The sequence below is a fragment of the Brevibacterium sp. HMSC24B04 genome, assembly GCF_001806835.1.
Lineage (GTDB): Bacteria > Actinomycetota > Actinomycetes > Actinomycetales > Brevibacteriaceae > Brevibacterium > Brevibacterium ravenspurgense.
In genome coordinates this window covers 1-11,566 of record NZ_KV786071.1, presented here as the reverse complement: position 1 = coordinate 11,566, position 11,566 = coordinate 1, and the positions used below count along the sequence as shown (strand labels likewise).

Sequence of the window (11,566 nt, the reverse complement as noted above, 5' to 3'; positions counted from 1 at the left end):
TCTGCTGTCAGGGGCTCGCCGAGACCGGCTTGCCCAGCGCTGCGTCAGCGGTTGTAGTTGCCGACCATGGTCATCACGTCAAGAGCCTTGTCGAGCTCTTCTTCCGTGATGGTGCCGTTTTCGACGTAGCCCAGGTCGATGGTGGCTTCCTTGACCGTCATCTTCTCTGCAACAGCGTGCTTGGCGATTGCTGCAGCTGCTTCGTAGCCGATGACCTTGTTCAGCGGGGTCACGATCGACGGCGATGCTTCGGCGAGGAAGCGGGCGCGCTCTTCGTTGACGGTCAGGCCGTCGATCATCTTTTCAGCCATGACGACCGAGGTGTTGGCCATCAGGCGGATGGATTCCAGCAGGTTCGCAGCCATGACCGGGATGCCCACGTTGAGTTCGAAGGCGCCGTTGGTCGAGGACAGCGAAATGGTGGTGTCGTTGCCGATGACCTGAGCCGAAACCATGATTGCGGCTTCGCAGATGACCGGGTTGACCTTGCCGGGCATGATCGACGAACCGGGCTGGAGGTCCGGGATGTGGATTTCGCCCAGACCCGTGTTAGGGCCCGAACCCATCCAGCGCAGGTCGTTGTTGATCTTCATGTAGCTGTAGGCAATGGTGCGCAGCTGACCGGAGACCTCCACGAGGCCGTCGCGGTTGGCCTGTGCTTCGAAGTGGTTGCGCGCTTCCGTAATGGGCAGGCCGGTCTGTTCGGCCAGCAGTTCGATGACGCGCTTGGAGAAGCCGTCGGGCGTGTTGATGCCGGTGCCGGTTGCGGTGCCGCCCTGCGGGACTTCAGCCACGCGGGGGAGCGAAGCTTCGATGCGCTCAATGCCGATGCGAACCTGTGCGGCGTAGCCGGAGAATTCCTGGCCGAGCGTCACAGGTGTGGCGTCCATCAGGTGCGTACGGCCGGCCTTGACGACGTCCTTCCAGGCTTCGGCCTTCTTTTCCAGCGATTCGGCGAGCGTGCGCATAGCCGGGATGAGGTCGTTGACCAGTGCGCCGGTGACGGCGACGTGCACCGAGGTGGGGAACACATCGTTGGAGGACTGGGACGCGTTCACGTGGTCGTTGGGGTGAACCTCGATGCCCTTGTCCTTGAGGATCTGGGTGGCGAGGTTGGCCAGGACTTCGTTCGTGTTCATGTTCGAGGATGTGCCCGAACCGGTCTGGAACACGTCGATGGGGTACTCGCCGTTGTGCTTGCCGGCGATGACTTCGTCAGCTGCCTGGGCGATGGCTTCGGCGCGCTCGGCATCGAGAACGCCAAGTTCCTGGTTGGCGCGCGCCGCGGCTTTCTTCACCTGACCGAGAGCTGCGATATGGGCGTTTTCGAGGGTCTTGCCCGAAATGGGGAAGTTCTCGACGGCGCGCTGGGTCTGCGCGGCGTAGAGGGCGTCCTTGGGGACTTTGACTTCGCCCATGGTGTCGTGTTCGATGCGGAATTCTGTCACTGTGCTGCCTCCGTGAGTTCCTTTTCCGTGGCCGCTTCGCCGCCGATCTGGGCGACGATCTTGGCGCGGCCGTCTTTGAGCTTGTAGGTCATGCCGACGATCATGAGCTGGCCGGAGTCGACCAGCTCTTTGAGGATTTGAGAGCGTTCGTACAGCAGGTGCACCGTGTCGACGGTGTTCTGGTGTACAGCGCCGCCGATGTCATTGAAGCCGTCGCGACGAGCGTGGATGACGGTCGGCAGGAGTCGTGAGACGACGTCGTAGACGAATCCATTGGGCGTTTCGCCGGTTTCGAGGGATTCGACTGCGGCGGTTACAGCCCCGCAGCTGTCGTGGCCCAGCACGATCAGCAGCGGCGTGCCGAGGTAGGATGCCCCGTATTCGAGGCTGCCGATGGTGACCGCGTCCGTGACCTGGCCGGCTGTGCGGACGACGAACATTTCGCCAAGACCGACGTCGAAGATCATTTCCGCGGCAACGCGCGAATCAGCACAGCCGAACAGTGTTGCGTAGGGGTGCTGGTGGTCGGTCAGCGTGCTGCGGTGCTTGGAGTTCTGGTTGGGGTGCGACGGGGTGTCTGCAACAAAGCGCTTGTTGCCTTCCATCAGGTGGTCGAGTGCCTGCTGCGGAGAAAGATTGCGTGCCGGCATCAGACCAGACCTCGCGCAGCGGCTTCCTTTGCCGCTTCTTCGTAGGAGTGGGTCTTCTCAAGAAGGTGCTCGGCCATGACGGTGCGGACCGTGCCGGACTTCGAGCGCATGACGAGCGATTCGGTGACGACGCGCTTGCCTTCGTAGCGAAGACCGCCCAGGAGGTCGCCGCCGGTGATGCCCGTGGCGACGAAGTACGTGTTGTCGCCGGTGACGAGGTCGTCGGTGCTGAGCACCGCGTCGACGTCGAGACCCGCGTCGATGGCACCCTGGCGTTCAGCGTCGTCCTGTGGCCACAGGCGACCCTGGATGACGCCGCCGAGGGCCTTGATAGCACAGGCCGAGATGATGCCTTCGGGGGTTCCGCCGATGCCCATGAGCATGTCGATTCCGGTGCCGGGGCGGCAGGCCGCGATGGAGCCCGCGACGTCGCCGTCGGAGATGAGCTTGACGCGTGCGCCGGCGTCGCGGATCTGCTGGATGAGGTCTTTGTGGCGGGGGCGGTCGAGGACGACGACGGTGACGGAGGACGGGTTGCCGGGGTTGCCCTTGGCCTTGGCGACGCGGCGGATGTTTTCGTCCACCGGCAGGCGAAGGTCAACGTAGTCCGCTGCCTGGGGTCCGACCACGAGCTTTTCCATGTAGAAGACAGCCGAAGGGTCGTACATGGAGCCGTCTTCAGAGACCGCCATGACGGAAATGGCGTTGGGCATGCCCTTGGCTGTCAGCGTGGTGCCGTCGATTGGGTCGACTGCGACATCGCACAGAGCACCGTCGCCGTTGCCGACTGCTTCGCCGTTGTACAGCATGGGGGCTTCGTCTTTTTCGCCTTCACCGATCACAACGGTGCCGTTCATGGTGACGGTCGAAATGACATTGCGCATGGCGGCAACTGCGGCGCCGTCGGCGGCCAGTTTGTCGCCGCGGCCCACCCAGGGAGCGGCCGCGATTGCGGCGGCTTCTGTGACACGGACGAGTTCGAGTGCGAGGTTGCGGTCGGGTTCGCCGGCCTGCGTGCGCAGACGCTGCGTCCATTCATCAGTGACGGCCTGAGGCGGGGCAGAAGCCCGTCCGCCGTTGTGGTGGCCTTTGACAGTCGGGTTTTCTGCCGGTGTTTCGCTGGTGCTCATAGTCCTTATTGTGCCACCCGGCTGTGACACAGCGAACTCAGATGGGCCAAGGGGTGGGTGGGTGTGCGTTTGCGTTCGGGCTCAGAGACAATAGGGGGCGTGTCTGAGAAGAAGCCCGTTCCCGGTTCGCGGGAAGAAATGCGCCAGATCCGCCTGACGTCGAACTGGGTCAACATGGTCATTGCCCTGCTCGTCTGCTTCGGCGTGGTGTTCGTTGTTTTTATGCTCGTTCCGCAGCCGAAGGGCGATCCCACGCGCAGCGTTGATGTTGCCTCGATCGGCCAGGCTGCCGAGGATCACGCGGGCTTCGATCTCTACACACCGCAGCTGCTTGAGGACTGGAACGCCAATGACGCCCACTTCACCAAGATGGGCCACCCCGAGGCGGACACGTGGTACGTGTCGATGGTCGGTCCGCAGGATCAGTGGGTTTCTGTGCGCCAGTCTCAGGGGGACGATGATTGGCTCGCCTCCGTTCTCGACGACGCTGTTGAACGCGGAAAGTCAGAAATCGACGGGGTGACGTTCACCGAATACGAATCGAAGGATCTCACCCAGCAGGCGCTGGTCGGCAAAATTGCCGGAACAACGGTGGTTTTCAAGGGCTCAGCCCGGTGGGAGAGCTACCACGAGTACGCGAAGCAGGCAGTCGAACAGCTGAACGGCTGAGTGGTTCTTCCGCTGGTTTTGCTGCTTCAGCGCGTCCGCTGAAGGTCGCTGAGCGGTCGGTAACCGCCGCTGACGCCGCAGCCTTTATTCAGCGGACTCCGTGTTGTTTTCGCGCTTGGCCTGAGCCTCGTTGAGGGTTTCGCGAGCACCGTCGAGCCAGGCTTGGCACCTGTCGGCGAGTTCTTCTCCGCGCTGCCACAGGCGCAGTGATTCCTCCAGCGGCAGGTTGCCGCCTTCGAGCGTGCGCACGACGGTGACGAGTTCGTCGCGCGCCTGTTCGTAGCTCATGTTCTGCGCGTCGGACGGTGCGGTGGTGTTATCAGGCATGGTGTTCTCAGTCATGTGAATCTGTTCCTTCCGTGGGGCGTCCGGGGCCGTCGGTGTTGGTGATTTCGGTGACGTCGGCGGTGAAGACACCGCGTTCGACTGTGATTGTCAGGTGATCGCCGGGTGTAAGTGTTTCCGCTGAGCGCACGGCTGTTCCGTCAGCGCTCTGCACGACGGCGTAGCCGCGGGCCAGGGTGTTCAGCGGCGACAGTGAGCGAACCTGGGTGCGCAGGTGTTGGACTTCCGCCAAGCCGGACTGCACTGCCGCATTGCCCAGCTGCCAGGCTCGTTCGCGCCAGTTTTCGACATCCTGTTGGCGCGAGGTGATCATCTGCTGCGGTTCGGCGAGCACGGGCCTGGATCGCACGGATTCCAGTGCCGTGAGTTCGCGAGCGATGAACCTTTCCAGCTCTCCGTCCAGCTGGGCGCGGGCCTGGAGGATCTTCATGTTCTCTTCGTGGACGTCCGGCACGATGCGCTTGGCAGCGTCCGTCGGCGTGGACGCGCGCAGGTCCGCGACTTCATCGAGGATGGGGTTATCGGCTTCGTGTCCGATGGCTGACACCACGGGGGTGGTGGCATCAGAGACGGCGCGGATGAGCGTTTCGTTTGAAAACGGCAGGAGGTCTTCCATGCTTCCGCCGCCGCGGGCGATCACGATGACGTCGATGGTGGGGTCGCTGTCGAGTTCGCGCAGCGCGCTGATGATCTGGCCGACCGCGGTTGTTCCCTGCACCGCGGTGTTGCGAACTTCGAACTGCACGGCCGGCCAGCGCAGTGTCGCGTTGCGCAGGACGTCCTTTTCGGCATCTGAGTTCCGTCCGGTGATGAGCCCGATTCTGCCGGGCAGGAACGGCAGCGGCTTTTTGGCGGCCGGGTCGAAAAGGCCTTCCGCGGCCAGTTGACGGCGCAGACGTTCCAGCCGGGCGAGGAGTTCGCCCAGACCCACCGGGCGGATATCGCGTGCCCGCATGGACAGGCGTCCGGCTTTGCCCCAGAAATCGGCTTTGAGCTGCACGACGATGTGCGAGCCCTCTTCGATGGGGGATTCAAGTCTTTCGAGGACGTCGTTGAACACCTGTACGGGCAGCGACATTTCTTCGTTGAGGTCCCGCAGTGTGAAGTAGCTGACCCGGCCGCGCCGGTTGAACTGGATGACCTGGCCCTCGACCCACACGACCGACATGCGGTCGATGTACTCCTTCATCTTGCGCGACAGAAGAGCCAGGGGCCACGGGTTGTCCGCCGTGGTGTCGCCGGCCAGTGCGGGCAGGGGGCGTGGGGTGTGCGCGCCCAGTGTTCCCGGGGTTCCGCTGATCCGCTGTGCCACGCTTCCTCCGCTTCTGCTGCCGTCGCTTGGGGTTGTCGGGAAGTCTAACGCCAGGTGCTGACACAGAATTCTCATAGGCGCTTCCTACAATGGTGGCGTGAGTACTGTAAGCGTTCCTATGCCGGCCATGCCTCGTGTGCGCAAAGAGCCGAGTGAAATCCGACAGCCCGAGAGCGCTAAGCAGGTTCTGCTGGCGGCTCCCCGCGGTTACTGCGCGGGCGTTGATCGTGCTGTCATCGCCGTTGAACGTGCCCTTGAGCACTATGGTGAGCCCGTTTATGTTCGGAAGGAGATCGTCCACAACCGCCACGTTGTTGAGACTCTCACCGAGCGCGGTGCGATCTTCGTTGATTCCGCCAATGATGTTCCCGAAGGCAAGCGCGTGGTGTTCTCTGCCCACGGTGTGTCTCCGGAGGTGCACGCCAAGGCCGCCGCACGCAATCTCGAGACGATTGACGCCACGTGCCCGCTGGTGACCAAGGTGCACCGTGAAGCTATCCGCTTTGCCAAAGAGGGCTACCTGATCGTCCTCGTGGGCCACGACGGTCACGAAGAGGTCGAGGGCACGATGGGCGAAGCCCCCGACCACATCGTGCTGGTGCAGAACCCGGATGAGGCTCGCACCGTCGATCTGGGTGATCCCGAAAAGCTCATTTGGATTTCGCAGACCACCCTGTCGGTGGACGAAACCATGGAAACGGTCAATATTCTGCGTGAGCGCTACCCGCAGCTGCAGGATCCGCCGAGTGATGACATCTGCTACGCCACCCAGAACCGTCAGGTCGCGGTGAAGAAGATTGCACCCCAGGCGGATCTGGTGATCGTTGTGGGTTCGGCGAATTCGTCGAACTCGGTGCGTCTTGTTGAAGTTGCTCTAGAAGCCGGAGCGAAGGCTGCACACCGGGTGGACTTTGCGCGCGAAGTCGACGAAGAGTGGTTCCACGATGTTGCCACCGTCGGTGTGACCAGCGGTGCTTCTGTTCCCGAGGTTCTGGTGCAGGGAGTGCTGAAGCTTCTGGCCGAGTACGGCTACACGGATGTCGAAGAAGTGCAGACCGCTACCGAGGACCTGATGTTTTCGCTGCCGCGCGAACTGCGCAAGGACCTCAAGGCTGCCGGACACAAGACGTCAAACAAGAAGGATGGCGCGGACCGCGAACACGACCTGCGCTGACGTTTCTTAAACGTCACACAGCCTGCCGCTCAGCCGGCCAGATCAGTGATCTGGCCGGCTGAGTTCGTCTGCGCTGGGTTTGCGCACAGCGGCGTCGAGACCGGGCAGGGCATCGATCTGTTCGGTGCTCAGGCCTGTGTGGGTGAACTTCCGTGCAGTTACCAGGAACCTGCTTTCAAAGGACCCAATGAACGTGTTGTAGTCGCCGACCGCTCGCTGCAGTGCCGTACCGACTCGGGCTGCGTGACCGGCAAGCGTTCCCACGCGGTCGTAGAGTTCCCGGCCCAACTGCAGGACTTCTTCTGCGGAGCTGCTGATGGCTTCGTGCCGCCAGCCCATGGCTGCGGTCTTCAGCAGCACGAGGAGGGTCGAAGGGGAGGCAATGACGACGTTGCGCGACATTGCCTGTTCGATGAGCTGCGGGTAGGCGGCAGCTGCCTCGGACAGGAGAGAGTCACTGGGCACAAAGCAGACGACGAAGTCCGGGGAAGCGGCGAACTGCTTCCAGTACTCCTTTGACGCCAGTGAGTCGACGTGCCGCAGAAAAGCGCGTGTGTGTTCGTCTGCGGCTGACTTTCCGGTGTCTTCTGCACGCAGGCGTGCTGACAGCGGTGCTTTCGCATCGACGACGATGGTGCCGCCGTGGGGCAGGTTGACGACCATGTCGGGGCGGAATGCGGAATCTGCTGTGGTGACGCTGACCTGAGTGTCGAAGTCGACGTGCGGAAGCATGCCCGCGTATTCGACGATTCTGCGCAATTGGACCTCACCCCATGCGCCGCGGGATGAGGTTGCGTTGAGCACCTGGCCCAGCCGTCCAGTGGATTCGCGTAGGTCTCGGTTCTGCTGGCTGAGGTGAGTGAGCTGTTCGCTCAGCCTGGTCATCTGCTCAATGCGCTGACGCTCTGTTTCCGTGAGGTCTTCCTGCAGCCGGCGCACCCCGGCGGCAAGCGGACCAACAGCACCGGTGAGTTCACCGGCAAGGCGCGCATCAGCCTCCAGCGCCTCGGAACGGTCAGTCAGAAGCTGCCGGGCTGTTTCCGCTTGAGCGAGCCTGGTGGACATTTCCGAGCGGGTGCGTGCTGATCCGAACAGGTAGCCGATAACAGCACCGAGCGCGAGGAAGACGATCGCTGCGACGACGGCGGTGATGAGTGCTGCTGTAGTCATGTCCCCAGTGTGCACTGAGGCACTGACATAACCAGGGGCAGCTGTTTTTGGATCAGATTCAACCCCCGCGGAATAGTCAAAGGTTCAACTTTGCTTGGCGGGCATGAAGTCTTTTGGATTCCTCAGCTTCGGGCATTACGCGCCGGGCAGTGACCTTGATGCCAAACAGATGCTCACTGACGCGGTTGATATCGCGCAGGGTGCTGACGAACTTGGTGTCAACGGCGCCTATTTCCGTGTTCACCACTTTGCGCCGCAGTCGGGTTCGCCCATGCCGCTGCTGGCAACGATTGCGGCCAAGACGCGCAACATCGAAGTCGGCACTGATGTCATCGGCCTGCGCTAGCGCATGTCGCGGTTGCAACACTCGCCTTATCGGTCGCTCTCGCCGCCTTGCATGCGGTCGCGCAACGCCTCATCGATCTGTGTTGTCGCCGGTGCGCCGGCGAAACCGTTCTCAGCCACATAGACACGGCACGCCAGTGAGTGAACGAGTGTTGTCGGGAACAGGTCGATGCCGTCGACGAGAATCGTAGGCGAGCCTCCGAACCCAGTGTTCGCCGCTTCGGCCTCGGTCCCGATCGTCACCAGCTCGACAGGCACGGCCCCGAGTCCGAGAGCGTCCAGCGCTGCCCGTGCGTTGGCTTCGGCGATTCCCGTGTTCGGGCAGCCGGCGATGTGCAGCAGTTCCACCTTCATGAAGCTTCTTCCGTTCGTTCACCCTCAGCTGTCGTGCGAGGGGTCTGCGTGAGGAGGTTCAGACATACCAGGCCGACACCGGCGACGACGAAGACGTCGGCGACGTTCCCGACGAACAGGTCGCCGTAGGCGAGGAAGTCCGTGACGTGCCCCTGCCCGAACGCGGGCGAGTTCACGAGCCGGTCGACGAGGTTGCCGACCGCGCCGCCGAGGACCAGCCCCAGCGCGACGCCCCACCGCGCCCCGCGCATCCGTGCGGCAAACACGACCACCGCCACGGCGGCGAGGAGGCCGCTGATCGTGAAGATCCAGGTGGCCCCGGAACCGATCGAGAACGCGGCTCCGGGGTTGTAGACCAGCGACAGCCCGAACAGGTCGCCGACCAGCGGGATCCGCTCGCCCTGGGTCAGCTGCGCCGCGGCGAGGACCTTCGAGCCTTGATCGATCGCCAGAGCGAGCGCCGCGACGACGAGCGCCTGCCTGCTCCTCGTGGATGCCCCGCCCGTCGACTCGACGACAACGGCGTTCTGCGCAGTCACGCGGCGTTCTTCCGGGTCCGGGTAGCCCGCAGGCCGTTGAGGATCACGACGACCTCGGCGATCTCGTGCACGAGCACCACGGCCGCGAGCCCCAGGACGCCGAAGAGGGCGAGCGGGAGCAGGGCGGTGATGATCAGCAGCGAAAGGATGATGTTCTGGTTGATGATGTGCCGTCCGCGGCGGGCGTGGTCGAACGCACGCGGCAGCAGGCGCAGGTCGTGGCCGGTGAACGCGACGTCGGCGGACTCAATCGCGGCATCCGAGCCGGTCGCGCCCATCGCGATGCCGATGTCGGCAGCGGCGAGGGCGGGAGCGTCGTTGATGCCGTCGCCGATCATCGCCACAGCCCCCTTCTCGCCGAGTTCTGCGATCGCGGCGGCCTTGTCCTCCGGGCGCAGCTCGGCACGCACGTTGCCGATCCCGGCTTGGGCGGCGAGGGCGCGGGCGGTGCGAGCATTGTCGCCGGTGAGCATGGTGACCCCGATGCCCTGTGCGGCGAGGGTGCGGACGACCTCGGGGACCTCGGGACGCAGCTCGTCGCGGACGCCAATCGCGGCGACCGGCGTGCCGTCGCGGTGTACGATCACGACCGTCATGCCCTGCTCCTCCAGCCCAGCAACCTGCTCGCCGAGCGTCCCGGCGTCGAGCCAGCGCGGGTTGCCGACCGTGATCCGCGCACCGTCGAGGGTTCCCTCGATGCCGTGCCCGGCCTGCTCGGTCACACCGTCAGCCGCGGAGGCCCCGGGGGCCGCGGCGGTGATCGCGGCCGCAAGGGGGTGTGTGCTGTGCTGCTCGAGCGCGGCGGCCCAGGCCAGCGCCTGCTTCTCGGTCACGCCCTCGGCGGTGAGGACGGCGGTGACGGCGGGCTCGTTGCGGGTCAGGGTGCCGGTCTTGTCGACGGCGACGTGGCGGATCACGCCGAACCGTTCGAACACGGCCCCGGACTTGATGATCACGCCGAACTTGCTCGCCGACCCGATCGCGGCCACCACGGTCAGCGGCACCGAGATCGCCAGCGCGCAGGGAGATGCCGCCACGAGCACGACGAGGGCGCGGGTAATCCACAGCTCCGGGTCGCCGAGCAGCGACCCGATGATCGCGACGAGGGCGGCGAGGATCAGTACGCCCGGGACGAGGGGCCGGGCGATGCGGTCGGCGAGGCGGGCGCGGTCGCCCTTCTCTGCCTGCGCCTTCTCCACCAGGTCGACGATCGTGGTCAGCGAGTTGTCGGTGCCCGCCGCGGTCGTCTCGACCTCGAGCGCCCCAGCGGTGTTGATCGCGCCCGCGGAGACGGTGTCGCCGGGTTCGACTTCGACCGGGATCGACTCGCCAGTGATCGCGGACGTATCCAGGCTGGAGCGTCCCGTGCGGACGATGCCGTCGGTCGCGATCCGCTCACCCGGCCGCACCAGCATCAGCTGACCGACAGCCAGGTCCTTCGCCGAGACCTCGACCGATGCTCCGTCGCGGCGGATGGTCGCGGTCTCCGGGACGAGCTTGAGCAGCGCCCGCAGCCCGCCGCGGGCACGGTCCATGGCCTTGTCCTCCAGCGCCTCAGCGATCGAGTACAGGAACGCCAGGGCGGCGGCCTCCTCGACATACCCGAGGATCACCGCGCCGACCGCGCTGATCGTCATCAGCAGGCCGATGCCGAGCTTGCCCTTGAACAGCTTCCGGATCGCGCCCGGGGTGAAGGTCGACGCGCCCAACAGCAGACCGATCCAGAACAGCACCAGCGCCGGGACCTCCAGCCCCGCCCACTCCAGCACCAGGCCGGTCAGGAACGCGACGCCGGAGAAGACCGGGACCATGATCCCGCGGTCCCGCCACCAGGGACGCGCCGCCTCCTCGGCTTCCTCTCCCGAAGTGGTCTCAGGCTCGTCGTGCTCGCAGCCGCACGCCGCGCTCACTCGCCCGCCCCCGTCCCGCAGCAACCCGGCACTGTGCACGAAGAGTCCACGCAGGGCGCGTGCTCGTCGACAGCGAGCGTCACGTCCACCAGTGCGGTGAGCGCCGCCGCCAGATGCGGGACGGCGATCTCGTAGCGCGTCTGCCGCCCCTCCGGCTCGGCGACGACGATGCCGCAGTCGCGCAGACAGGTCAGGTGGTTGGAGACGTTCGAGCGAGTCAGCTCCAGCTCGCGCGAGAGCACGGCCGGGTAGCTCGGGCCGTCGAGCAGGGTCCTCAGAATCCGGGAGCGCGTCGGGTCCGCCATGGCCCGGCCGAGCCGGTTCATGACGTCGAGACGAGAAGCAACAGTCAGCATGCACTGAACTATACAGTGTTGGCTGACTTATTGTCGACTCGCCAGGGCTGCCGCACGCGCTCCGCGCGCTTTCCCTCGGGAACCCTGGTCGCCTACTTTCGCCAGCGCGGCCACTTCGGCAGCCCGCGGTCCTTCCAGGTCTCCACGAGGCCAGCGACCCAGCG

Annotated in this window: 13 protein-coding genes; 3 read left to right on the top strand and 10 right to left on the bottom strand. The window is 64.7% G+C overall.

The genetic code is table 11. The features are described from left to right. Positions 1-44 precede the first annotated feature (44 nt). Genes HMPREF3092_RS01835 through glpX form a run of 3 tightly spaced genes read right to left on the bottom strand, consistent with a single transcriptional unit; the run spans position 45 to position 3,228 of the window. Positions 45-1,448, bottom strand: coding sequence for a class II fumarate hydratase (locus HMPREF3092_RS01835; protein ID WP_082784787.1), 1,404 nt, complete (start codon positions 1,446-1,448; stop codon positions 45-47). After that, the gene (locus HMPREF3092_RS01830) at positions 1,445-2,098 is read right to left on the bottom strand and encodes a carbonic anhydrase (RefSeq protein ID WP_070423651.1); all 654 of its coding nucleotides are present in this window, start codon (positions 2,096-2,098) and stop codon (positions 1,445-1,447) included. The genes HMPREF3092_RS01835 and HMPREF3092_RS01830 overlap by 4 nt, the downstream gene beginning before the upstream one ends. Further along, positions 2,098-3,228: a class II fructose-bisphosphatase gene (glpX, locus tag HMPREF3092_RS01825; protein WP_070423650.1), complete on the bottom strand. Its 1,131-nt coding sequence runs from the start codon at positions 3,226-3,228 to the stop codon at positions 2,098-2,100. The genes HMPREF3092_RS01830 and glpX overlap by 1 nt, the downstream gene beginning before the upstream one ends. Before the next feature lie 99 nt (positions 3,229-3,327). On the opposite strand from glpX, the gene HMPREF3092_RS01820 reads away from it, so the two are divergent. Then, positions 3,328-3,897, top strand: coding sequence for a DUF4245 domain-containing protein (locus HMPREF3092_RS01820; RefSeq protein ID WP_070423649.1), 570 nt, complete (start codon positions 3,328-3,330; stop codon positions 3,895-3,897). A gap of 84 nt (positions 3,898-3,981) precedes the next feature. Here the strand turns inward: HMPREF3092_RS01820 and HMPREF3092_RS01815 are convergent, their stop codons facing one another. Then, positions 3,982-4,239 (bottom strand): exodeoxyribonuclease VII small subunit, encoded by a 258-nt coding sequence (locus HMPREF3092_RS01815; protein ID WP_070423648.1) that lies wholly within the window; start codon positions 4,237-4,239, stop codon positions 3,982-3,984. Continuing rightward, positions 4,232-5,554 (bottom strand): exodeoxyribonuclease VII large subunit, encoded by a 1,323-nt coding sequence (gene xseA, locus HMPREF3092_RS01810; RefSeq protein WP_070423647.1) that lies wholly within the window; start codon positions 5,552-5,554, stop codon positions 4,232-4,234. Before xseA ends, HMPREF3092_RS01815 begins: the two co-directional genes overlap by 8 nt. A 118-nt stretch (positions 5,555-5,672) precedes the next feature. On the opposite strand from xseA, the gene HMPREF3092_RS01805 reads away from it, so the two are divergent. Next, complete coding sequence (locus tag HMPREF3092_RS01805) at positions 5,673-6,728, top strand: 4-hydroxy-3-methylbut-2-enyl diphosphate reductase (RefSeq protein ID WP_019175592.1); 1,056 nt, start codon at positions 5,673-5,675, stop codon at positions 6,726-6,728. Positions 6,729-6,770: 42 nt separating this feature from the next. On the opposite strand, the gene HMPREF3092_RS01800 is transcribed toward HMPREF3092_RS01805, so the two are convergent. Next, positions 6,771-7,898 carry a DNA recombination protein RmuC gene (locus HMPREF3092_RS01800; RefSeq protein ID WP_019175591.1) on the bottom strand — a complete coding sequence of 376 codons (1,128 nt, stop codon included), beginning with the start codon at positions 7,896-7,898 and terminating at the stop codon, positions 6,771-6,773. Positions 7,899-8,001: 103 nt separating this feature from the next. Between HMPREF3092_RS01800 and HMPREF3092_RS01795 the strand changes: the two genes are divergently transcribed. Next, the gene (locus HMPREF3092_RS01795) at positions 8,002-8,244 is read left to right on the top strand and encodes an LLM class flavin-dependent oxidoreductase (RefSeq protein ID WP_019175590.1); all 243 of its coding nucleotides are present in this window, start codon (positions 8,002-8,004) and stop codon (positions 8,242-8,244) included. A gap of 26 nt (positions 8,245-8,270) precedes the next feature. On the opposite strand, the gene HMPREF3092_RS01790 is transcribed toward HMPREF3092_RS01795, so the two are convergent. The 4 genes from HMPREF3092_RS01790 to HMPREF3092_RS01775 are packed head-to-tail and all read right to left on the bottom strand — an operon-like array spanning position 8,271 to position 11,402. Next, entirely contained in the window at positions 8,271-8,597 is a 327-nt protein-coding gene (locus HMPREF3092_RS01790) for a thioredoxin domain-containing protein (RefSeq protein ID WP_070423646.1), read from the bottom strand. Then, positions 8,594-9,136 (bottom strand): signal peptidase II, encoded by a 543-nt coding sequence (gene lspA, locus HMPREF3092_RS01785; RefSeq protein WP_019175588.1) that lies wholly within the window; start codon positions 9,134-9,136, stop codon positions 8,594-8,596. The genes HMPREF3092_RS01790 and lspA overlap by 4 nt, the downstream gene beginning before the upstream one ends. Then, entirely contained in the window at positions 9,133-11,046 is a 1,914-nt protein-coding gene (locus tag HMPREF3092_RS01780) for a heavy metal translocating P-type ATPase (RefSeq protein ID WP_176745677.1), read from the bottom strand. The genes lspA and HMPREF3092_RS01780 overlap by 4 nt, the downstream gene beginning before the upstream one ends. Further along, positions 11,043-11,402: a Cd(II)/Pb(II)-sensing metalloregulatory transcriptional regulator CmtR gene (locus HMPREF3092_RS01775; protein ID WP_070423644.1), complete on the bottom strand. Its 360-nt coding sequence runs from the start codon at positions 11,400-11,402 to the stop codon at positions 11,043-11,045. The genes HMPREF3092_RS01780 and HMPREF3092_RS01775 overlap by 4 nt, the downstream gene beginning before the upstream one ends. Between the last annotated feature and the right edge of the window lie 164 nt (positions 11,403-11,566).